24 protein-coding genes, 1 tRNA gene and 1 pseudogene are annotated in these 22,019 nt (G+C 54.7%); 14 read left to right on the top strand and 12 right to left on the bottom strand.

What is annotated here, in order from left to right; translation table 11 throughout:
• Positions 1-15 precede the first annotated feature (15 nt).
• From plsX to BUC32_RS03425, 5 genes are all read left to right on the top strand, one after another.
• Positions 16-1,122, top strand: a complete 1,107-nt coding sequence (plsX, locus tag BUC32_RS03445; protein ID WP_073249472.1) for a phosphate acyltransferase PlsX — start codon at positions 16-18, stop codon at positions 1,120-1,122.
• On the top strand, positions 1,119-2,093 hold the full coding sequence (locus BUC32_RS03440) for a beta-ketoacyl-ACP synthase III (protein ID WP_073249470.1): 975 nt from the start codon (positions 1,119-1,121) through the stop codon (positions 2,091-2,093). Before plsX ends, BUC32_RS03440 begins: the two co-directional genes overlap by 4 nt.
• A gap of 124 nt (positions 2,094-2,217) precedes the next feature.
• Positions 2,218-2,520, top strand: coding sequence for an integration host factor subunit alpha (gene ihfA / locus BUC32_RS03435; protein ID WP_073249468.1), 303 nt, complete (start codon positions 2,218-2,220; stop codon positions 2,518-2,520).
• A gap of 15 nt (positions 2,521-2,535) precedes the next feature.
• Positions 2,536-3,492, top strand: coding sequence for a MerR family transcriptional regulator (locus BUC32_RS20905; RefSeq protein WP_073249466.1), 957 nt, complete (start codon positions 2,536-2,538; stop codon positions 3,490-3,492).
• 59 nt (positions 3,493-3,551) lie between these two features.
• Positions 3,552-3,628: transfer RNA gene (locus BUC32_RS03425), tRNA-Pro, on the top strand.
• A gap of 488 nt (positions 3,629-4,116) precedes the next feature.
• Here BUC32_RS03425 and BUC32_RS20900 read toward each other — a convergent pair.
• A pseudogene (locus tag BUC32_RS20900) lies at positions 4,117-4,670 on the bottom strand (hypothetical protein); the annotation flags it as partial.
• A 232-nt stretch (positions 4,671-4,902) separates the two neighbouring features.
• Between BUC32_RS20900 and BUC32_RS03420 the strand changes: the two are divergent.
• Genes BUC32_RS03420 through BUC32_RS03410 form a run of 3 tightly spaced genes read left to right on the top strand, consistent with a single transcriptional unit; the run spans position 4,903 to position 6,062 of the window.
• A complete protein-coding gene (locus tag BUC32_RS03420) occupies positions 4,903-5,280 on the top strand; it encodes a helix-turn-helix domain-containing protein (RefSeq protein ID WP_083599235.1) in 378 nt (125 codons plus the stop codon).
• A 49-nt stretch (positions 5,281-5,329) separates the two neighbouring features.
• The gene (locus BUC32_RS03415) at positions 5,330-5,566 is read left to right on the top strand and encodes a hypothetical protein (protein ID WP_073249462.1); all 237 of its coding nucleotides are present in this window, start codon (positions 5,330-5,332) and stop codon (positions 5,564-5,566) included.
• Entirely contained in the window at positions 5,556-6,062 is a 507-nt protein-coding gene (locus BUC32_RS03410) for a porin family protein (protein WP_073249460.1), read from the top strand. Before BUC32_RS03415 ends, BUC32_RS03410 begins: the two co-directional genes overlap by 11 nt.
• Positions 6,063-6,349: 287 nt before the next feature.
• Here BUC32_RS03410 and BUC32_RS03400 read toward each other — a convergent pair whose 3' ends face one another.
• Both BUC32_RS03400 and BUC32_RS03395 read right to left on the bottom strand, forming a co-directional pair.
• Positions 6,350-6,556, bottom strand: a complete 207-nt coding sequence (locus tag BUC32_RS03400; protein ID WP_073249457.1) for a hypothetical protein — start codon at positions 6,554-6,556, stop codon at positions 6,350-6,352.
• Complete coding sequence (locus BUC32_RS03395; protein WP_083599244.1) at positions 6,553-7,344, bottom strand: DUF2092 domain-containing protein; 792 nt, start codon at positions 7,342-7,344, stop codon at positions 6,553-6,555. Before BUC32_RS03395 ends, BUC32_RS03400 begins: the two co-directional genes overlap by 4 nt.
• Positions 7,345-7,706: 362 nt before the next feature.
• On the opposite strand from BUC32_RS03395, the gene BUC32_RS03390 reads away from it, so the two are divergent.
• Complete coding sequence (locus BUC32_RS03390; RefSeq protein ID WP_073249453.1) at positions 7,707-10,079, top strand: arylsulfatase; 2,373 nt, start codon at positions 7,707-7,709, stop codon at positions 10,077-10,079.
• A gap of 173 nt (positions 10,080-10,252) precedes the next feature.
• Here the strand turns inward: BUC32_RS03390 and BUC32_RS03385 are convergent, their stop codons facing one another.
• Positions 10,253-11,254, bottom strand: a complete 1,002-nt coding sequence (locus BUC32_RS03385; RefSeq protein WP_073249451.1) for a helix-turn-helix transcriptional regulator — start codon at positions 11,252-11,254, stop codon at positions 10,253-10,255.
• A gap of 385 nt (positions 11,255-11,639) precedes the next feature.
• Complete coding sequence (locus BUC32_RS03380) at positions 11,640-11,900, bottom strand: DUF2312 domain-containing protein (protein WP_073249449.1); 261 nt, start codon at positions 11,898-11,900, stop codon at positions 11,640-11,642.
• Positions 11,901-12,068: 168 nt separating this feature from the next.
• Between BUC32_RS03380 and BUC32_RS03375 the strand changes: the two genes are divergently transcribed.
• Positions 12,069-12,284, top strand: a complete 216-nt coding sequence (locus BUC32_RS03375; protein WP_073249839.1) for a hypothetical protein — start codon at positions 12,069-12,071, stop codon at positions 12,282-12,284.
• A 16-nt stretch (positions 12,285-12,300) separates the two neighbouring features.
• Here the strand turns inward: BUC32_RS03375 and BUC32_RS03370 are convergent, their stop codons facing one another.
• The 3 genes from BUC32_RS03370 to BUC32_RS03360 form a co-directional block, all read right to left on the bottom strand.
• Positions 12,301-14,394 carry a 3-hydroxyacyl-CoA dehydrogenase NAD-binding domain-containing protein gene (locus BUC32_RS03370; RefSeq protein WP_175556889.1) on the bottom strand — a complete coding sequence of 698 codons (2,094 nt, stop codon included), beginning with the start codon at positions 14,392-14,394 and terminating at the stop codon, positions 12,301-12,303.
• A 174-nt stretch (positions 14,395-14,568) separates the two neighbouring features.
• Positions 14,569-14,784, bottom strand: coding sequence for a hypothetical protein (locus BUC32_RS03365; RefSeq protein WP_073249445.1), 216 nt, complete (start codon positions 14,782-14,784; stop codon positions 14,569-14,571).
• Between the two features lie 22 nt (positions 14,785-14,806).
• On the bottom strand, positions 14,807-15,136 hold the full coding sequence (locus BUC32_RS03360) for a TraR/DksA family transcriptional regulator (RefSeq protein WP_073249443.1): 330 nt from the start codon (positions 15,134-15,136) through the stop codon (positions 14,807-14,809).
• 133 nt (positions 15,137-15,269) lie between these two features.
• On the opposite strand from BUC32_RS03360, the gene BUC32_RS03355 reads away from it, so the two are divergent.
• The 4 genes from BUC32_RS03355 to BUC32_RS03340 all read left to right on the top strand — a co-directional run bounded on the left by BUC32_RS03355 (position 15,270) and on the right by BUC32_RS03340 (position 17,518).
• Entirely contained in the window at positions 15,270-16,133 is an 864-nt protein-coding gene (locus BUC32_RS03355; protein ID WP_073249837.1) for an MBL fold metallo-hydrolase, read from the top strand.
• Positions 16,134-16,219: 86 nt separating this feature from the next.
• Positions 16,220-16,645, top strand: a complete 426-nt coding sequence (locus BUC32_RS03350; RefSeq protein ID WP_073249835.1) for a YeeE/YedE family protein — start codon at positions 16,220-16,222, stop codon at positions 16,643-16,645.
• Complete coding sequence (locus BUC32_RS03345; RefSeq protein ID WP_073249441.1) at positions 16,645-17,079, top strand: DUF6691 family protein; 435 nt, start codon at positions 16,645-16,647, stop codon at positions 17,077-17,079. Before BUC32_RS03350 ends, BUC32_RS03345 begins: the two co-directional genes overlap by 1 nt.
• Positions 17,080-17,089: 10 nt before the next feature.
• Positions 17,090-17,518, top strand: coding sequence for a TIGR01244 family sulfur transferase (locus tag BUC32_RS03340; RefSeq protein WP_073249439.1), 429 nt, complete (start codon positions 17,090-17,092; stop codon positions 17,516-17,518).
• A gap of 17 nt (positions 17,519-17,535) precedes the next feature.
• Here BUC32_RS03340 and BUC32_RS03335 read toward each other — a convergent pair whose 3' ends face one another.
• The 4 genes from BUC32_RS03335 to BUC32_RS03320 all read right to left on the bottom strand — a co-directional run bounded on the left by BUC32_RS03335 (position 17,536) and on the right by BUC32_RS03320 (position 22,000).
• Positions 17,536-18,606 carry a FliM/FliN family flagellar motor switch protein gene (locus tag BUC32_RS03335; protein ID WP_073249437.1) on the bottom strand — a complete coding sequence of 357 codons (1,071 nt, stop codon included), beginning with the start codon at positions 18,604-18,606 and terminating at the stop codon, positions 17,536-17,538.
• 72 nt (positions 18,607-18,678) lie between these two features.
• The gene (locus BUC32_RS03330) at positions 18,679-21,369 is read right to left on the bottom strand and encodes an ATP-binding protein (RefSeq protein ID WP_073249435.1); all 2,691 of its coding nucleotides are present in this window, start codon (positions 21,367-21,369) and stop codon (positions 18,679-18,681) included.
• Positions 21,369-21,635, bottom strand: a complete 267-nt coding sequence (locus BUC32_RS03325; RefSeq protein WP_073249428.1) for a hypothetical protein — start codon at positions 21,633-21,635, stop codon at positions 21,369-21,371. The genes BUC32_RS03330 and BUC32_RS03325 overlap by 1 nt, the downstream gene beginning before the upstream one ends.
• Positions 21,632-22,000 carry a response regulator transcription factor gene (locus BUC32_RS03320; RefSeq protein WP_073249426.1) on the bottom strand — a complete coding sequence of 123 codons (369 nt, stop codon included), beginning with the start codon at positions 21,998-22,000 and terminating at the stop codon, positions 21,632-21,634. The genes BUC32_RS03325 and BUC32_RS03320 overlap by 4 nt, the downstream gene beginning before the upstream one ends.
• Between the last annotated feature and the right edge of the window lie 19 nt (positions 22,001-22,019).

Below are 22,019 nucleotides of genomic sequence, written 5' to 3'. Positions count from 1 at the left end.
TCGGACCGCGCCCGCATGGCCGCTGATACAAATATTGGTAAGGCAGGTGCCGGGCGCACCATCATTTCGGTTGACGCCATGGGTGGCGATCGCGGGCCGGCAGCTGTTGTTGCCGGCATTTCGCTGTCGGCCAAGAAAAACCCGGATATCGGGTTCATTCTGCATGGGCCAAGGGCCAAGCTGGCACCTCTCATCGCTCGCAAGAAAATCCTTGCTGACCGGATAGAGATTCGCGACGCCCCGGATGTTGTCTCGATGGAAGACAAACCGCGCGATGTGATACGCACGGGCAAAAGCACCTCAATGTGGTCCGCGATCGAATCTGTCCGCAACGGAGAAGCCGACGCGGTCGTCTCTTGCGGAAACACCGGCGCGCTGATGATGCTGTCTGTGGTGCGCCTGCGCAAAATTCCCGGTGTTGCCCGCCCCGCCATTGCCGTGCTGTGGCCCTCGCGCAATCCGCAGGGGTTCAACATCATGCTGGATGCGGGCGCCGATATCAGCGCCGATGAAAACGATCTTTTGCAATATGCCCTGATGGGCGCGTCTTATGCCCGCAATGGCATGGAATTAAAGCGCCCGCGCATTGGATTGCTGAACGTCGGCACCGAAGAACACAAAGGCCGCCCAGAGTTAAAGCTGGCGCACGAAATGATCCAGGAAAACGCCGATGCGGCAAATTTCGATTTTGTCGGGTTTGTCGAAGGGCGCGATCTTCCGGGAGAGACGGTCGACGTAATCGTAACGGATGGATTCACCGGCAACGTGGCGCTGAAAACCGGCGAAGGCACAGCCAGTCTGGTCGGAGATTTGCTGCGTGAAGCGTTCAAATACACCCCCCTGTCACGGCTGGCCGCTTTGCTGGCCTATCCGTCGTTGCGCCGTTTGAACAAACGTATCGATCCACGCCGCGTCAATGGCGGCGTCTTTTTGGGTTTGAACGGCACGGTCGTTAAATCCCATGGCGCGTCTGATGCCACCGGAGTATCGGCGGCGATCAAGCTGGCCTTCAAATTGGGTCAGTCCGGGTTTTCCGAAAAACTTGCCGCGCGGGTTGCATCAGCCGTAAGCCTGCCGCAAGATGCCTCTACGTCACAGGACAATAGCGGAAACCCATCATGACTGTACGCGCCGTGGTCAAAGGCGTTGGGCATTATCTGCCCGAGCGAATTGTCCCTAACTCTGAGTTTGAAAAGACCCTTGATACAACTGACGAGTGGATTCGCTCGCGGTCAGGCATTGAGCGGCGCAGGTTTGCGGCCGAAGGTCAGACAACATCAGATTTGGGGTATGAAGCCGCGCGTGCTGCATTGGAAAATGCGGGCATGCAGGCAGACGACATCGATGGAATCGTTGTTGCCACATCCACACCTGACCTGACTTTTCCCTCTGTGGCCACCATGCTGCAAAGCAAATTGGGTATGACGCGCGGGTTTGGATTTGATGTTCAGGCCGTCTGCGCTGGGTTTGTCTATGCGTTGACCACCGCCAATGCGCTGATTCTGTCGGGTCAGTGCAAAACCGTGCTGGTGGTCGGGGCAGAAACCTTTAGCCGGATCATGGATTGGGAAGACCGCGCTACCTGTGTTCTTTTCGGCGATGGGGCCGGCGCGCTGGTATTGCAGGCCGAGGTCGGCAACGGCAACAGTGATGACCGCGGAATCCTGTCGGCTGACCTGAATTCTGACGGGCGCTTCAAAGACATGCTGTTTGTCGATGGCGGTGTTTCGACCAATGGTCAATCTGGAAAATTACGTATGCAGGGCAATGCCTTGTTCCGTCAGGCGGTCGAAAAACTGACCGCGACAGCGCATGCGTCACTAAACAAAATTGGTCTGACGGACGACGCGGTCGACTGGATCGTACCGCATCAGGCAAATATTCGGATTATCAAGGGCACGGCCAAGAAAATGGGCGTGCCGATGGACCGAGTGATCGTGACCGTTCAGGATCACGGCAATACCTCCGCCGCATCGATCCCATTGGCGCTTTCGGTGGGTGTCGAGGAAGGTCGGATCAAGACCAGAGACTTGCTGGTGACAGAGGCCATCGGTGGTGGATTGGCTTGGGGATCGGTCGTAATACGCTGGTAAAACCACGCCATTCGGGCGCCATTCCATGAGAAATGCGCTCTAAACTGCTGTTTCCATACGGTTCTTGTTGACTCGCAATTTTCCTTCACCCTAGAGTTGGTCCACACAACGAGGGGATTGATTGATGAGCGAAAAGACTTTGACCCGGATGGACCTCAGCGAAGCTGTGTTTCGTGAAGTGGGACTGTCGCGAAATGACTCGGCGCAGCTGGTTGAAAGTGTCCTGGCTCACATGTCCGACGCCCTTGTGCAGGGCGAGCAAGTCAAGATTTCTTCTTTCGGGACTTTCAATGTGCGAGACAAAGCCGCGCGTGTTGGCCGCAATCCCAAAACCGGTGAAGAAGTTCCAATCAGCCCGCGTCGTGTGCTGACATTCCGTCCGTCGCATCTCATGAAAGAGCGCGTGGCAGCCGGGAACAAAAGTTAAAGCGGGGTTGGCGCGATGGGCAAATCCAAGGACGCCTTTCGCACGATAAGCGAAGTCGCCGAATGGCTCGACACTCAGGCGCATGTATTGCGCTTTTGGGAAAGCAAATTTTCGCAAGTAAAACCTGTGAAACGTGCGGGTGGTCGGCGATACTATCGCCCTGCCGATATGCTGCTGTTGGGCGGTATCAAGAAATTGCTGCATGATGATGGCATGACCATCAAGGGTGCTCAGAAACTGTTGCGTGAAAAAGGCGTGAAACATGTTTCGGGTCTGTCTCAATCGCTTGACGATGATCTGAACGACGACTTGCAAACGACACCGGTGCAAGCCGATGATCTTGAAAAAGAGGTCGAGACTGCCGCCGTTCTTGAATTTGCCAGCACGACACCGCCAGCGCCTGCGCTATCAATTGATGATGATCTGTTGGACGAAGACCTGTCAGACATGGTTGGAGATTTGGTTCTTGCAGGCCAGAGTGACACGCAGGACATTGCGGACGAACCTGATGAAAGTGATGCGCCTTTTGGCGACGCGGAAGACGACGACGTGATCCCTTCTCAGGATGAAATGCCTGCATTTGTGCAGCGCGCAACGACAGAGGACGCACCAACCGAGACGTCGGTTGATAGTGCGTCTTCGGACCCAGCCACAGACATGGACGCAGCACCGGTTCCGGAAGTTGCCCAGACACAAGAAACGCAAGAAGAGCCTGGCGACGAGACATCTCAGAAAGAGACCGCCGCCGCCAGTGAAGCCGCAGACAGTGAAACCGTCGAGACCGCAGCAAGTGATGTGGACAACGACACCCCAAAAGAGCCAGCAGCCACCGTTATGGAATCCAAAACACCCATTCTCTACGACCTGTCGCGCACATCGGGCATCGCCCGCGAAAACCGGCCTGCGACACGTGAACTTTTGCAAAAGCTGCAGGCGCTGCGGGACCGGATCGCTCAGACCGAAAATGCCTGAAGTAGTTTGCGATTTTTGACTTGCTCCTACCCCCAAAATCGCTATGAACAGCCCATCGTCGGGCTATGGCGCAGCCTGGTAGCGCGTCCGTCTGGGGGACGGAAGGTCGCAGGTTCGAGTCCTGCTAGCCCGACCAAATAACATCCCCATAGGTCCCACAGAAGAAAAAGATTGAATACAATCAATCTTCTGTGGGACTGCTCATCCCAAGAAACCCCACACGATCCCAGACCAGTAGGGCGTTTTTGTGGGGTGCATCTCAGAAAACGCCCTACACATGTTTTGTAGGGGGAATCGGGATATGACGCTTACAAATCTCACGTGCAAAACAGCTAACCCCGGGGAAACGAGGCGAAAACTATTTGATGGTAGCGGTATGTATTTGCTCGTTCGCCTCGGTGGCACAAAAAATTTGGCAGATGTCACTTAGGTTCAACGGCAAGAGCAAACTGATCACCTTCGGTCGTTAACCGGCCGTCTCACTTTTGAACCTGTTACGGATTGATGCCGCGCAGATTGCTCATTTAGGCGGCCTTTTTTCGAAGGCCACGGGGCGCCAACCCAACGAATGGTCGATCGGTGTTCGAGTCAAACCACCCGAGAACTGGTGACCATCATATGACTATCTGTGTGATAGATGTAGCCCTTGGGCGGTTGCCTGAGCGCGACGGCCATCTTCAATGTTCGGACTGCAAGATCGCGTTTCATCCGGTTGCTGACCGTTACCGGCAGTCGTTTGGAAAGCAAACGATGAGAGGGCATTTCTGGTTCGGGCGGCCAGCGAGGAAGTTCCGGTTCAACGGGTTCGGCGCGATGTTGAATCTGTGAGTGCTGTCGGTCTTTCGTCAGGGAATTCGATCCACTGGATCAAATCCTGAACCCTCTTCACTTTGAAGGTCCTGTTCCTCTTTACCGTAATGCAGTTCTATCGCATCAAACGGCCAATGCGGCCCTTCTCGGCAGAGTGCGTTGCAATCGCCTGCCGGGCAACGGATGTCCAACTTCAAAGCCAAGTTCCTTCAGCTCTTCAGCCATGCGAGGCCTGCCATTCTCGGGGCTTTGCGGCGCAATACCCTACCGTGCAGCGCATAACTGCCCGGAGACAGGCGGAATTGTTCGCGGATGTGGGCCAAAAATACCATGTCCATTCGCTGTCTCCGACTGGCCGGGCGGGAACGTCAGGCGCAGTGAACAAAAAGCAAGTCGTCACCTGAAACCCCTGAAGTGCTGCCGGGTTTTTATTGTAAGTGGTTCGACCCCATCCTCACCGTATGCGTGTTGGCCAACCAGATGGGCGCCATGGTCGCCATAAATGTGTGTATCCCGGTTTTATTGACGTTTTGGCGCAAGAAGAAAAAGACCAATCCCAATTAGATGTAAAATCTCACCCAGGTAAAAGGTGAGAGTCCGATGAGGGATCGCAATTCAACATCCTGTTTTGTCAGAAAAGTTCGGTTGATCGTTTCAAACCGGCTTTGCGAATGCCCCCCTTCGCCGGGAATGGTTGCTGGCGAGATGTCTTTAACCAAAAGAACACTTCAACGACGCCTTAGTGAAGAAGGCACCAACTTTTCGACCTTACTTGATGAAGTCCGCTGCGAAAAAGCGCATGCATTTCTATTAGACGGAGGGAGAGACATGGGTCAGTTGGCAAAGCTGCTGGGATACAAACAACAGTCAACGTTGACCCGCGCATTCCATCGGTGGACCGGAGCTTCTCCAACAAATTCGCTGAAACAAATGAACAAAACAAAAACCTCAATCTGGCGCGAGAAGGTAAAACCATAGCCAAGAGCGCGAATATAATTGCCGCAAGGAATAAGAAGGACACCTCGAAATGAAGCTGGCAACTTTCGCCATTTTCGCTGCTCTTGCGACCCCTGCACTGGCTGAGGATGGCAATTGGACCTATGCAGCGTCGCTTTACGGATGGCCAGCCGGGCTTGATGCGACTGCGGGAACACCACTTGGAGATGTGAGCTTTGGGGCGTCCGGAAAAGACATTTATCAAATCTGGACATGGCCTTTATGGGGGCCCTTGAGGCCGCAATGGCAAGTGGGGCTTGATAGGTGACCTGTTCTATACGGATATTTCGGGCAACCGGGGTGCCGATTCAGGCGGTTTGTTTACCAGCGCAAATTTGGGTTTGAAGTTGACCATGTTCAGCGGGTATGCGGCGTACCGTGTTGACGAAACATCCCGGTCGAGTATCGATCTGGCTGCCGGTTTTCGGGCGTATGACATGCAAGTTGATGGTGCCCTGAACACTGGTGGGGGGGCTTCGGTGCCTTTCGGAGGCAGCGAAAGCTGGGTTGACCCGATCATTGCGATCCGCGGAAACTGGGCCCTGTCAGAAAAATGGCTGCTGACCGGCTTTGCAGATATTGGTGGTTTTGGAGTTGGATCAGATCTCACCTGGCAGGTGATGGCGACATTCGACTACCAACTCAACGACTCCTGGGCGTTGCGATTTGGTTATCGATACTTGGAAATCGACAAACCGGTTGGTGGAAACGATTTGAAAACTGGAATTTCCGGTCCGATTTTTGGTGCCACCTATCGTTTCTAAAGCCAAGGCGGCTCGATGCACCTTATGCGGATTCCGATTACCGTCAGCATCTTCTCCACTCTTTTACGTGTTGGGTTCATCCTATCGGAGTCCATTTTTGGGAATAACCACCAAAGGCAAAAAGAGGCCGCGACCGTTGCTGCCAGCCAAGTGATGTCAAAGTCCTCGGATGCTTTGCGCCTTAAGATCAGCGCTTGTGGATCCGATTGAGCAAATAGCCGAACGTTCACCATTATGGATCGGGGTTGAAAAAATCCCTGATCCAAATCGTGAAATTCATAATTTGTTCAGCAGTTGAAAACGCCAGCCGCGCACCGGCGTACGGTTCTGCGGCCCACTCCGGCAACGCTTACCGGTGTTGCCGGACGGCCCAGTCTTGCTTCGGCTTCGGACGCGTACCCTCCTCCTATGTCGAATGATGCACCCAGTTCCAAAGCCATGACAACCAAACCCGTGGCCGCGGCCAAAACCATGCTCTTGCGTACAAATCTCATTCTGAATCCCCCATTTGATAGTGACCTGGCAAATCACCTACTTTGGTCTGATAGTCTTCCAGAGCGATCATTTCGGCCGCCCCTTCGTTCTGGAAGGTAAATTTTTCGGCTGAAATGTCTTCGACCTCGCGCCAGTCCCGAATATCAACGCGGTACTGTGGGCCTTGGTCGATACTATGTGTCGTTATGACAAAACGGCATGGGTACGGAGTTTCCCCCTGAGAAATCCATATCTGCCAATCCACGTCAGGTGTTCGAAACGCCAGATGATCGCACATGCGCCCGGAAATCACTCCAACGCCCATATCCTTTACATCCGTGACATCTGACATGAGCACTTCGTACGGGTTTTCGATCAACAGATCGGCCGCCGGCAAAGGCATGCCATGCGAGCCGCGTAACTCATCAATAAGACCATCAATGGTTCCGGTCACCGGGAGCTGCGTGTAAAGCCCTGCGTGGTTCCCGACCAAGGTAAAGGCATTGCCATCGTAGAACATTTCGAGGTCTGCAAACCCTCCGATACGACGCGCATGGATTTTGTCAGGGCGGTTGACCAAAATGGTTCCGGAACTGGCAATACCCAGAACCTGTGCATCCGTTGTGACAACATCCAGCGATGCGTCATAGTCAAACTCAAAACTCTGTGCCGAGGTCATGTAGTCAGACATGTTCAACAGTATCTGTTTGGCGTCCGTTTCGTCAGCACTCGCCGCAATCGGGGTTAACACCACAAGGCCGAAACTCGCCGCTGAAACAACTGTGTTTGCGGCTCTGGATTTTTGCATCGTGTCCTCCATAGGTCAGATTCTCAACGCTCTGTTGAACGCCTCTACGGCCGTGAATTTATCATGCCTTCAGACTAACTTTTGACTTCACGCACCAGTTCAGAACTGGGCCCTCCCTACGCTGCCAAACCCGGCTTCCGAGCCAATTGGGCCGAGAAACCAAGGAGGAACGTGACCATCCAGCCGTCATTCACGCAGTGAAATCTCTGGGAATGACGCCACAAAAAGGCACTGAATTATCTGCACGCGTTGTGGCGCGGAAAGGCAAAGAAGCAGAGGCGAGTCAGATTATTCTGCCAACCATCGAAACATAGGAGTCCCGTCAGTTTTGGGTTCTCAAATTCCAGTTGCAGGAGCATCATATGTTGGCCAATTACGCATCCTTTCACGCGAAACGACTTGCGGCGCTCACCTTGATCCCGCTGGCATCTGTGTTGGTTGGCGCTTCGGTTCATGCCCAGCCCGATCTTGATCGAACGGTGTTGCCGATTGATCGCCCGGCAGAGCCTCAGTTCTCCGAAATAGATGTGCATGACGCCACGCCTCCGGAGTTGTTTCAGGTGACCGCGCCAGAAGGCGCACCGAACGTTCTGGTGGTCCTTGTTGACGACCTAGGATTTGCCGGCACCAGCACCTTTGGTGGGCCGGTTTCAACGCCGACGTTCGATGAACTGGCAGCCGAAGGCCTGCGTTATAGCGACTTTCACACCACGGCTGTGTGCTCGCCAACCCGTGTCGCGATCAAAAGCGGCCGCAACCACCATGTGAACAACATGGGTGGCATTATCGAAAACGGCACAACCTTCCCCGGCAACACTGGCCAGATCACCGGCGATGTCGCTCCTTTGGCTGAGATTTTGCGGTTGAACGGCTACAGTACAGCGGCTTTCGGCAAGTGGCATGAAACCGCTGCTTGGGAAGCAAGCGTTTCCGGACCCTTTGATCGCTGGCCGACCCATCAGGGGTTCGACAAGTTCTATGGCTTTCTTGGTGGTGAGACCAACCAGTGGGCGCCCTTTATTTATGATGGCACGGTGCCTGTCGAACTGCCCGAAGACCCCGCGTATCACTTTCTTGAGGACATGACGGATCAGACCGTGTCGTGGATCAAATACCAAAAGGCGCTGACGCCGGATCGTCCGTTCTTTGTCTACTATGCGCCGGGCGCCACCCATGCGCCGCACCATGTGCCGCAAGACTGGTCTGCGCGCTGGAAGGGCAAGTTCGATCAAGGCTGGGATGTGCTGCGCGATCAGATCATCGCGCGACAGCTGGAAAGCGGGCTTATTCCCGCCGGTACCGGGCTGACCGAAAAGCCTTCAGCCATTCCGAACTGGGACAGCCTGAGTGACGATGAAAAGACCCTGTTCACCCGTCAGGTCGAGGTTTTTGCCGGCTATATCGAGATGACCGACTATGAAATCGGACGTGTGGTTCAGGCGATTGAGGATGTGGGCCAGCTGGAGAACACGCTGATTGTACTGGTGTACGGCGACAATGGCACCAGCGCCGAAGGCGGGCGCAGCGGTATGTTCAGTGAGATGACCTACTTCAACGGCGTGCAGGAACAGGTCGAAGACATGCTCAAGAAAATGGACAAATGGGGTGGGCCCGAGACCTACCCCCATATGGCGGCTGGTTGGGCCGTGGCCTTTGACACGCCCTACAAATGGACCAAGCAGGTGGCTTCGGACCATGGTGGCACCAAGGTTGGCATGGCCATTCACTGGCCCGCCGGGATCAAGGCCAAGGGCGAGCAACGCGATCAGTTCCACCATGTGATTGATGTGGCCCCGACGATCCTTGAGGCTGCGGGCCTGCCAGAACCCACGAGCGTGAACGGTGTTTCCCAGTGGCCCATGGACGGTGTGAGCATGGCTTACAGCTTTGAGAATGCCGAGGCTGAAGACCGCCACACCACGCAGTATTTCGAGATGTTCGGCAACCGTGCGATCTATCACGATGGCTGGTTTGCGCGCACCATTCACAAGGCCCCATGGGAACACGAGCCGCGCCGTGCCATCGCAGATGATATCTGGGAACTCTATGACACGAGCAAGGATTTCAGCCTCACCAATGATCTGTCCGAAACCCACCCCGAAATGCTCGCCAAACTGCAAGACATTTTCCTGGTGGAAGCCGCCCGTAACAAGGTGCTGCCCATCGATGACCGGGTCTTCATGCGGATCAATGGCGAACTTGTCGGGCGTCCTGACGTGATGCAGGGGCGCACCTCGCTCACATTGGCCGAAGGCATGACAGGCATGACCGAGAACGTGTTCCTGAACATCAAGAACAAGTCCAAGACAATCACCGCCGAGATCGACGTTCCCGAAGGTGGCGGCAATGGCGCGATCATCGTGCAAGGGGGCCGGTTTGGTGGCTGGGGCCTCTACGTGGCCGATGGAAAGCCAGGCTATGACTATAATTTTCTTGGGCTGGAGCGTTATACGATCCTGTCAGATCAACCGCTGGCGCCCGGCAAGCATTCCGTCCGGTTTGAGTTTGACTATGACGGAGATGGCCTTGGAAAAGGCGGCAATGCAACGTTGTTCGTCGACGATGAACTGGTGGCCGAAGGACGGATTGAGCGCACCCAACCCATGGTGTTCTCGGCTGATGAAACCGCAGACGTGGGTATCGATCTTGCGACCCCTGTTATCGAGGTCATCGGGTCGGAAGCAGCATCACGATTTGACGGCACGATCAGCAAAGTGACGGTCGAGGTTTTCTAAAACGGCCGTTCACGAACCAACCGGTAAAGGGCGATGTCAGGGATGGCGCCGCCCTTTTTCATGAGTAAGCGTTTTCAAGAGCGTTGGCGCCATGTGAGCTTGGGTCGAACAGCCGATAGGATCGTTTCGCAGGCCGCATCACGGCCCCCTGGAGGACCCGTACAAACCAAGATCTACCTGTTTCTCACTTGGCTGGGGGTTTGTCCCGTCCACCGCCGAACCGCTCTTGTAAACGTCGATTGCCTCTCGAAACCAAGCTTTGCTGCAATCTCGTCCATGCTTTCGCGCCCTGACTTCAGGCTATGAAGTGCCATATCCATCCGGACGGATTCCAAAAGAGTTGAAAAGCTTGTGCCCTCATCGCTCAACCTTCTTTGCAGTGTCCTTCTGGGCACTCCAGCCCATACTGCAAGTCGATCAATGCTCGGAGAGCCGTCAAGAAGCTGCAGACCCAGAACGGCTTTGATTGAAGCACTTAGAGAACCGTTAAAATTGAGGTTCGAGAATTGTCCCTGGTCTTTTAGCGCATGCCGTTCACGTGCGACTTTGAAATACCTACTGTCCACCACAGCATTCGAAATTGTAATCCTGAGCAGTCGATCTGGTGCTGGTTTAACCTGGCGAGCAAACGACATGTTCAGATGTTCCAGACCGTACTCAGGGTGTGGCAGCATTTTCACCTCTGACAAAAGCGGTTCACCCAGCTGCGTAAAAGCACAAATTCGGTGAATCACACCTGTAAAATACTGATGAATAAGATACAGGTCGACGTCATCAATGGAAAGAGACCAGCCCTCGATGACTGCAAGACTGTCCTGTGAAGGTCTGATGGAAAAGACTTCGTGGCTGCTGTGGTAAGGGATGGCCAAAGCGATCCTCTCAAAGGATTCACGCGGCGTTTTCGCCCCCAGGGCAACGCGCCCAATAAACGCTAACTCATGTACGCTGTGTTCCGAAACCATCCTGAGGCCAATGTCAGCCTGTTCCCGTGCGCCCAATTCCCCCAACAATCGAATCGCATTTCGCAAAGGTATGGGTTGCTGTGGATCAATGTAGGGCAGGAACTGAAGATCAGCTTCTTCAAGCAAATCACTGACGGGTTTTCCGTTACGTCTCATCCAACGAAGCATGGGGATCAGGGCACCAGCCAGAATGAGAGGAATATTGTGCGACATGGATTATTTTGAAGGCCCGGCCCAGTAACTGACAAGGAAGAAACCCTGTTTTCTGAGTTGTTTCAAGAAGTTTAAAAAGTTTGCGTAGCAGCGGCGTTCATTGCTTTGTCGCGACATTACTTCCCCTAACAAAGCAAAATCGCCACGAAAGCATAAAGCATTGACGGTCAAAATAGTGGCGCAGTTAGTGAGTTGACGGCTTCACGGTTCGGTCTCAACCAAATTCAACTCTGCCAGCTACAAGGAAAATGCCACTATAACCGACGCAGGCTTGGCGAGACTTCGCTATTTGGAGGCTACGCCGCGCCAAGCCTGTTATCAAAATCCGTCTGCAACACAGTTAAAGCAGCGATCCCTGTTGATATCGCGAGACATCTATGCCTTTTCAGGCCATGCCCAGAGCTTCTTTGTACATCGCCATTACAGCTTCTTCTTCGGCAATGTCGTCCTGATCGCGTTTGCGCAGCGCGACAACTTTGCGGATCACTTTGGTGTCATAGCCACGTGATTTGGCTTCGGCCATCACTTCTTTTTGCTGGTCGGCAATGTCCTTTTTTTCCATATCAAGACGTTCAATACGCTCGATGAACTGGCGCAGTTCGTCTGCGGTTACACGGTAGCTGGCGTCGGACGAATATTCGCTCATGGGAACTCCTCGGGGTCGAATAGGAGCTGCAACCTATCTCCCCCCTTGCGTCCCCGCAAGCGGCCAAATACGCCCCCATCGGTTTAATGTAGGGACATCTGCTGCATGGCTTGCGATATCGCGCTCAATCCATTAGGCCGTGGCGAAGTTTGGCGAAAGGAAGTGAACATGGGTTGGTTGATCTGGAGCGGTGCATTGGTATCTGTGATCGGACTGTTGGGCCTGATCCTGTCCATTTTACGGGTCGCCAAGGCACGTAAAGCCAATCTGAGCGACGAAGAACTGCGCGACGCGGTTCAAAAGGTTATGCCTTTGAACATGGGCGCGCTTTTTCTATCGGTTATCGGTCTCATGATGGTCATTATGGGCATTTTTCTAGGCTAGAATATCTTTTTCTGGCCTAGTCATTCAGGTCTGAAAATCGCCGCCCATTCTTAATAAGGTCCTCAAGCACAGGTTCCGGCGTCCAAAACCAGGCGTCTTGCTGTGCATAGTCACGCAAGTCGTTTTGAAGGTCCAGAAGACCCGCCTGATCTGCCGCCATCATCGGACCGCCACGCCAGCGTGGAAAACCACATCCCTGGATCATCACCATATCAATATCGGATGGGCTCACTGCGACGCCTTCCCTCAGCAGCCGCGCCCCTTCATTGACCAAAGCCGCCAGACAACAGCGCTGAATTTCTTTCGCAAGAACACGACGTGCGCGTATACCTTTGCGATCGCGTTCGCCACGGATCAGGTCTATCACATCGGGGTCGTTGTCACCGTGCTGTGTTGGTGAGTCATAACGGTAATACCCCTTGCCAACTTTGCGTCCCAACCGACCGGCGTTGCAAAGAACATCACCGACGGCCACGTGATCACCGGCAGGCCCGCCAGCCACGGCCAATCGCTGACGCCGGGCCCAGGAAACATCCAGCCCTTCGTAATCAAGCTGCCGATAAGGCCCCAACGCCATACCATAAGATTTCATGGCTTCGTCCACGATATACGGCGTCGCGCCCTGTTCCAGCATAAGGTCTGCCGCAAAGCGATAAGCCGCCATCAGGCGCTGGCCGACAAATCCGTCCACCAAACCAGCCTTAATCGGCGTTTTGCGCAGGCGTTTGGCCAAAATCACCCCCGTGGCCACAGCATCTGCAGAGGTTTCCGGTCCGGCAACGATTTCGACCAGCCGGGAGTCTTTGACGGATGTATAGAAATGCATGCCCAAAACATCCGCGGGCGCGCCTGTTTCATCAGCGATCCGGGCTAAGTCTGGATTTGCCGTTGTGGTCACCAAGATTGCGCCCTCTTTTACAACCCCGTCAAGGCGCCCAAAGACCGCCAGTTTGCGCGCGAGATCATCAGGGACGGCCTCGAAAACCAAATCGCACTCGGACAAATCCTGAAACTCTAAGGTCCCGCTCAACCGCCCAGACTGACTCTGACGTGCGCGCGAGGAAATCTGCCCCACGTCTTCGGCCTGTGAGAAATGTGTATTGATCCGGGCTGTTGCCTTCTCAAGAGCAGCGTCGTCCTTCTCGGCCAGAACCACTTCAAATCCAGCCTCCAGGCACCCCTCGGCCAGACTGCAGCCGCGCTCTCCGCCACCGACAATTCCGATCTTGCGCAGATCGCGCACCCGACCGGTCCGCAACTCTTGAAATTTGGCGGCGCGCCGCTCGGAAAAATAGACGTGACGCAAAGCCGCTGACTGATCAGAGGCCACGCATTGCTCAAAAGCGGATCGCTCAAAAGCCAAACCCTGCTCAAACGGCAGCAATATCGCGGCTTCGACACAGCGCAAAATTTCCTGGGGCGCCTCCTCCGGCGCCGTTGAAATCGCTTTACGGTGCGATGCAATGGCGGCTTGATAGGCTGCAACGTCCTGAAACCCGGTTCGAATCTCTTGAGTTGGACGCGGCCCGGTGCCGCGCGCGATCAGGTTTTGGACGAAGTGTTTGGCACCTGTCCACAAATCGCCCTTAAAGACCTCATCCAGAAAGCGCGCCGCCTCGGGGGCGTTTGCGGACATTGCTTTGCCTGGCACCATCAGGTTCAGCGCCAGATCAGCCCCAAGTAGCCTTGGCGCGCGTTGGGTACCGCCTGCCCCGGGCACCAAGCCCAAAGTCACATCGGGCAAACCAAACCAGGCTCCGCGATTGGCTACCCGGTAATGTGCAGCCAACGCCAATTCAAATCCACCACTAAGAGCCGCGCCATGGATGACAGCGATGACCGGCTTGGTTGCCGCCTCAATTCGATCACAAACTTCTGACAACTCCGGTCCCGCTTCGGCGTGTCCAATTTGCTTAATGTCGATCTCGGAAGGAAAGGTACGCTGATGCCCCCGAAGAATAATCGCTTTGACTTCCGGGTCGTCCGACGCCTGGTCCAATCGCTCAACAAGCCCGGCCCGAACGGTCGCAGTCAGAGTATTTGCTGGTGGGTTGTTCACACTCAGAATGGCAATGCCATCCTCGACTTCATAAAGCACGGTCTGTGTCATCACGCCCCCCTTCATTGCGCCTGCAGGTCTGAGTTGGCACCGTTTGTGGGCCCTGATCCAGCGTCGCATGGTTTTTTGTAACTTTAGGCGGAAACCGGCACCACGCAAGCGCCGGATCGAAAAAGGCGCGCATGGTTGCCCAGGCGCGCCCTTTTTCAAACTCTTCTGCCCGAATTATACCGGCATGTTGTCAAACACGTCTTCGACCTCTTCGTCGACCAGATCAAGATCCAGATCCCGCAGATACGCAGGCACATGCCCGCCTTGCAGACGAATGTTTTCGATCGCGCGGTGCAGTTTTTGATGCAGATCGTAACGCTCCTGGCCTTCGGTCCCTTTGATTTCTTCGGACAGGTTCCGGGCTTGCTTTAGCAATTCATCAACAGTCATGTCTTCCTCCTCAAATCAAATCTCAATGCGCTACGGCGGATGCGCATTTCATGCACAAAGGTGTATCTGGCAGAACATCAAGACGCTCTGATGAAATATCTTCACCACAGCGGGCACAAAATCCGTACTCTTCGTCCCGAATTCGCTGCAATGCCGCACGAATTCTCAAAATCTCATCCTGGCCGGATTGGCCCAATTGCTCGAGAACTTCATCACCTTCCCGCTCAACCGCCGACTCTTCCCAGTCTTTTGAGATTGGCACATCCAGCTCGGCTTCAATGGCATGCAGACGCGAATCCAATTCGGACAAACGTTTCAAAAGAGCGGTTTTTCGGGTTTTGATATCGGTCATCGCCTCATCCTTAAATTGCGTTAAGACACTGACATACCCTCGTGTGATCAGCCTTGATTTAGGTCAATCAGTATTCGGGCTTGAAACACATGCGCAAAACAATATATGTTTCATTCAAATGGAGGATTCCCCGATGACACCCGAAGTGACCGCCTTTTTTGACGATGCAACAAACACGATCTCGTTCATCGTAAAAGACCCTGATAGCACGGCTTGTGCGATCATCGATAGCGTACTGGATTTTGACTATTCGTCAGGTCGCACCGACACCCGGTCCGCTGATCAGGTCATTGCCTATGTTCAGGACAATGGATTGAAGGTCGAGTGGTTATTGGAAAGTCATGTGCATGCAGACCACCTATCTGCCGCGCCCTATATTCAGGAAAAAGTAGGCGGTAAGATCGGCATTGGTGAAAACATCACGATGGTGCAGGACACCTTTGGCAAGGTCTTTAACGAAGGTACCGAGTTTCAGCGCGATGGGTCTCAGTTTGACCAATTGTTCACTGAAGGCGATAGCCTGATGATTGGGCAGATGCGCGCCGACGTGCTGCACACGCCCGGCCATACGCCCGCTTGCCTGACTTATGTGATCGGCGATGCCGCCTTTGTCGGAGATACTTTGTTCATGCCCGACTTTGGCACGGCACGTTGTGATTTTCCGGGGGGGTCGTCTGAAACCCTTTTTGCCTCAATTCAGAAAATCCTCGCCTTGCCGGACGAGACCCGCATTTTTGTGGGCCATGACTATAAAGCACCGGGACGTGATGAATTCGCCTGGGAAACCACAGTGGCCGAGCAAAAAGCCCGCAACATTCACGTTGGCGAAGGCAAGGATAAGGGCACATTCATCGAGATGCGCGATGCGCGGGATGCCACATTGGCGATGCCCAAACTGATCATACCATCGCTGCAGGTCAACATGCGCGCGGGCCAGATGCCCGAGCCGGACGATCAGGGCGATGTGTTCCTGAAAGTCCCCGTGAACAAAATCTAAATTACTGGGCGCGATCTGTTGCGAACCAGACGCGCCGGTTTTAACACCCTCTTGGGGCAAGAAAAGGAAACGCAATGTTAGAAATGATCCCAGTCGATTGGGTTTGGGGGCTGATTGGAGGTCTTCTGATTGGCACCGGAGGGGCAGTCTTTCTGCTCGCCAATGGTCGCATTATGGGCGCCAGTGGCATCATTGGGGGACTGGTGGATGGATCAGGCCGCAACAGTTCAGCGGAACGCATTGTGTTTCTGATCGGTGTCTTCCTGTTGCCGATACTAATTAAGCCTTTGTATCGTCCGTTTGAAACCCATGCGACGACCAACATTGCAGTTCTGGTCGCAGCAGGTCTTTTGGTGGGGATTGGGACGCGCATCGCCAATGGGTGCACATCCGGCCACGGGGTCTGCGGTATCTCGCGGCTGTCATTGCGCGGCATGGTCGCCACGGTTTTCTATATCATGGCAGGCGGGCTGACCGTTGTCCTGTTCCGCCACATTCTGGGAGTGATCTGATGCAGCGTCTTGTTTTTGCATTCATCGCAGGCGGCCTGTTTGGTGCAGGTCTGTTCATTTCGGGCATGACTGACACCTCCAAAGTACAGGGCTGGCTGGACGTGTTTGGTCACTGGGACCCAACGTTGGCCTTTGTCATGGGCGGCGCCATTCTTCCTATGGCGGTTGCCTGGGCCTTTACCCGGGGGCGCAAACCTCTTGTCGGAGGGGATTTCCCTGCACCGGCCGAACCGAAGTTGGGGCGCAACCTAGTTTTAGGCTCTGTTCTGTTTGGGGCTGGATGGGGCCTGGCAGGTCTGTGCCCTGGCCCTTCAGTTGCCTCACTCAGCTATGGCGGATGGCCGCATTGGGTCTTCTTTGCTGCGATGTTGGCGGGCATGTTCGCAGCCCCCAAAGTGCGTGCCCGGCTGGACACCGCAGTGCCGGCAGAGTAACGGAGTCCCCATGCAACTTCGCCAAGTAACCCCCCGCTATTTCGTTTCTCCGCAAATCTCGCCCGAAGATGTGGCGGGATTGGCCGAGGCCGGTTTCACTCATGTGATTTGTAACCGCCCTGATGCTGAAGTGCCTGCAAGTCATCAGGCGGATGCCGTGGGAGCCGCCGTCAAAGCTGCCGGGCTTGAATTTGTCGTCAATCCGCTAACGCATGACACCATGACATCGGATCGCCTGGGGCTGCAGCGTGAAACGCTGGAAAACGCGAGTGGCAAGGTATTGGCCTATTGCGCCTCTGGCACCCGCTCGACTGTGGCCTGGAGTCTGGCTCATGTTGTCGATCTTGGGGCCGATAGCGTTCTGGATAGCGCGGCGGCTGCGGGTTATGATCTGGCTGGATTGCGCCCGTCCCTGCAGGCGCTTGTCGAAAAAGGCTGAAGCCCGCCGGACAGGTGTCAGGCCAGTTCCATATCTGTGTCGGATTGCGCGTCATTCAGGAAGGTATCCAAATCGTCTAGGTCTTCAAGGTCTTCGCCTGGATCAACCGGCAATTCTTGACCCGCCGCGTTCTGTTGCGGCGGGTTTTCTGTGACCATGGGGCCTGGCGCGTCAGTCGCAACATCAGCGATCTTAACCCTTCCCGCTTGTGTATTGGTTGCTGCCGCCGGCTGTGCCCCTTTCAGGCGTACGGCCCGAAAGCCATTAAGCTGTCCAAGGTTGGCTGAAATGATGTAGTCGCCTCCAACAGCTTCCAATCTGACTTCACGCAAAGCTTTTGCTGGAAGGCTAAGTGTATCGCCAACTTTCAACTCTTGCAGATGTTGCAGTGGGATCGACAATTGGCCGATGACTGCATGGAAGGCCGCCGGGGATGAAAGCACCGCCTGACGCAACGCATCGCCCCCCTCAGAGCGCCCGGTCGCCGCGTCGGTTGTTTGCGATGCGTCCTCTTGTTCGGCAAAAACCAAAGTCAGCGTGCCCTGACGCGCGCCGTTACAAAGTGACACTTCGATTTCAAAAACATGAAAAGACTCTGCATTCAACGCCAGCAACAACGTGCGCACATCGGCAACCATGGCCCCAAAAACATAGCCCCTGGCCCATGGTGCCTGTCCCTGACCGGTCACAGAGTCATCAAATGCGGTGAGGGCTGCATCCAAAAATGGTGCGACCAGGGCTGCATCAACACGGGTCGCACTGCGCCCAGCAGCCAGATTGGGCAGCACCCGGCCAATCGTCTGAAACTCAACAAGACCACTGAGCAGCCCCGTCTCAACGACTGCGGCGCCCTGTGCTTCGCCCTCAAGCAGGGCAATCATCCCGTTTTGCGGAAATCGGGACACAACCATGTCCAACGCGCATTGGCTTTGCCGCATGGATGTCACTTCAAACGTCAGGCCCAACAAATCTTCTGCGGTGCGTTCCAAGGCCAGACGCAAGAGACGAGAGACTGACGGGGCGTGCGGATGTGCGCGTGCATCCCCCATCATCCTGCGCAAAGTCGACTGTGCAATGTCGCTTGTCATAGATCGCGTGTCCGATTCAAAGCCATTCTTTGAAATTAGGCGAAACCGGTTACCAGATCCTTTATTTTGCTCTTAAAGGGTCGTCTTTGAGGCGGCCAAAGGCAGGATCACCCGAAACGCCGCGCCACCCTGCCCCGGCAGATAGCTGACAGACCCACCCAGCCGCGCCATAATCTCGCGACAGATCGCCAGCCCAAGCCCAGCACCTCCGGCCTTCATTTCACCAACACGCGCAAATTTTTCAAAGATAACCGCCTGATCTTCTTTACTGATTCCTGATCCATTGTCGATGAAATCGACCAGCATCTGACCTTGGCTGAGGCTTGCATTGATGGTCAATTCTGCCGGATCGGCATCACAGTATTTTTGGGCATTTCCGATCAGATTGATGAACACCTGTGCCAACCGGTCAAGATCGGTGGTCATATGAACAACCTCGTGGCTCTTGCGGCGGCGTACGGTCAAACGCGTGTCACTGCTCCCCGTTAGGGCAGAGGAAATCGCGTGGTCAAGAACATCCACCAACACCCCGGTTTGGGTGTTGAGATTGACCTGCCCGTTTTCAAGAACACTTAGATCCAGAAGATCATCCAAAAGTCGCGTCAGGCGGATCGCCTCGTCGTGAATAATTGATGAATATTTGACTTTTTCCTGACCGCTCAATTTTTCGCTGTCGCGTAAAATTTCCGAAAAGGCCCGTATGGACGTCATGGGCGTGCGCAATTCATGGCTGACCTGGCTAAGGAACGCATCCTTTTGCACGGACAATTGCGTAAGCTTTTCATTGGCCTGACGAAGTTGACGGGCTGTGCGGGCCTGTTCTTCGGACTTTGCTTCCAACTTGCTTGAGTATTCCATCATCTGAGCGGTTTCATCCGCCACCGCCATCAAATCCCGCACCGAAACCGACGCCCCGCCGACAATCTGGCCAATCATGGCATGCGCCGTTGCAGCGCCCACTGAGCCGGACAACTCGCGCTCAAGTATCTGCAGGAAATCCGGGCTTGGATCAGGAAGATACCCGCTGACACCCTGTCTTTGTGCCTCGCGCTCGAACAAGTTTTGTGCCTCGCGCGCACCCAGAATGCGCTGTGCCATAATCATCAGGTCTTCGCTTTGCGCAGCACTGCCGCTCCAGCCTTGTGGGCGACGGGAGTGTTCGTACACATTAACAAACTGCGCGCCTTGCAAACGCTCAAGCGGTGACGGAAACCCAACCAGAGAAGACACAAAAAACACCAACGTGTTCAAAGAGATAGACCACATCACCGCGTGCACCAAAGGATCCATACCCTCAATACCAAAAAAGGCTTGTGGTCGCAGCCAGGCCAATCCGAACAATCCATTGTCCATGACACTTTGTGAAATCAGAACGCCGCTGCCAAAGCTGGGCAACAACAAAGCAAAGGCCCAGACCAGAAAGCCGACGCTCAGGCCTGCAAAGGCCCCTGTGCGTGTCGCCCCGCGCCAAAAGATGCCGCCCAGAAGAACCGGCAGGAACTGGGCAACACCTGCAAAGGAAATCAGACCGATCGAGGCCAGTGCCGTGCCGCCTCCGGACAGCCGGAAATAGAGATAGCCAAGCGCGACAACTGCGGCAATCGACAGGCGGCGCGACAGGATCACCACGTTGCGCACGTCGCCCGAGATTTTGGCCCCCCCGCCAGTCGCAGACAGCCAGATTGGCATCACGATGTGGTTGGACACCATCGTCGACAAAGCCAGAGACGCCACAATCACCATAGATGTGGCAGACGAAAACCCACCGAGGAATGACAGCATCGCCAATCCTTCCCGGCCTGTGGCCAGTGGCAAAGTCAGCACGAAAAGGTCAGGGTTTGAGCCCTCGGGCAGAATATCCAACCCCAACACCGCAATCGGCACGACAAACAGGCTCATCACCATAAGATAGGCCGGAAAGGCCCAGGATGCGGTGCGCAGATAGCTTTCGTGATCATTTTCGACCACCATCACCTGAAACATACGCGGCAGGCATAAAAATGCCGCAGCAGACAGGAAAATCAGCGAGGCCCAACGATCTCCGCGCATTTCCCACATGCCGATTTCTGAGGCATCGATTCGCTGTAAGGTTTCGCTCAGGCCGCCACCAAGGCCCCAGACCACAAAAACCCCAACGGCCAGCAGAGCAAACAGTTTTACAATAGCTTCGACCGCAATGGCGATCACGACGCCATGGTGACGCTCGTTGACATCCAGATTGCGAGTGCCGAACACGATGGTGAACAACGTCAACCCCATGGCCACCCAAAGAGCGGTGGAATCGCGGTCTACAATGCTGCCGGCCACTTCGTTTGAACCACTGAACACATCAAAGCTTAGTGTGACGGACTGAAGCTGCAAAGCAATGTAAGGCGTGGTGCCAATCACCGCCAAAAGGGTCACCCCAACGGCCAAAAGGTTTGATTTGCCATATCGCGAAGAAATCAGGTCGGCGATAGACGTCACCCGCTGGCTACGCCCAATGCGCACCAGCTTACGCAATATCCACCACCACCCTACCATCACAAGTGACGGGCCAATATAGATGGTTAGGTATTCAAGCCCCGAGCGCGCCGCATAGCCGACGGCACCATAAAACGTCCAGGCTGTGCAATAGATCGACAGCGATAACGTATATACCAAGGGAGAGCGCAACCAGCCGCCGTGCCCCTGTTTGGCGGCACGCTCTGCGGCAAAGGCAACGACGAACAGAAAGGTTACGTAGATCAGGCAGACTGCAACCAGAATATTCAGTGTCGCCATCAGGTGCCCCTATCAGGGTCCTGATCCTCGGCCTTTTTCAACAGGCGCGCAAGGAGTGCTCCCAAAAGAACCATGCCCAACCACACAGCAAACAGATAGATTATTGCCAGTGATGTCGGAGTCGCGCTGTCTTTGCCGCTAGGCCACAACAATGGCACAGCCCAAAGAAACGCACCGATCAGCGGTAACATACGGATCATGTCGATCAGACGACGACGGCGATAGCTTTTCCGCTCGTGGAATAAAGGTGTATGGCCTTCTGTCATGAGCCAACCAGTTCTCTGACAGCGTCAAGAACCTCGGAGTTTGAAAAAGGCTTGGTCATAAAACGGCTGGCGCCTGCGCGCTCAGCCATTTCGCGATCCGCTTTCTGACCGCGGGCCGTGAGCATCAAAACAGGTAACGTCTCGGCCGAGGTCGTCTCGCGAAGTTCTTTCAGGATATCAAAGCCGCTTTTGCCCGGCAGCATCACGTCAAGGATCAAAAGGTCGGGTGTACTTTCCTTCACCACATCCACTGCATCATGCCCGTTAGAATGCGTAGACACACTCCAACCATCACGCGACAGAATGAAACTGATCGCCTCAATAATATTAGGTTCATCTTCTATGAGAAGAACTCTTTTACCCATGCAGCCGTCCCCTCCCTGC

Origin of the sequence: Shimia gijangensis, from assembly GCF_900142085.1 — a bacterium.
In the GTDB taxonomy this organism is placed as follows: Bacteria; Pseudomonadota; Alphaproteobacteria; order Rhodobacterales; family Rhodobacteraceae; genus Shimia; species Shimia gijangensis.
Note: the sequence above shows the minus strand (reverse complement) of the source record. Positions and strands in the feature narration are given on the sequence as shown.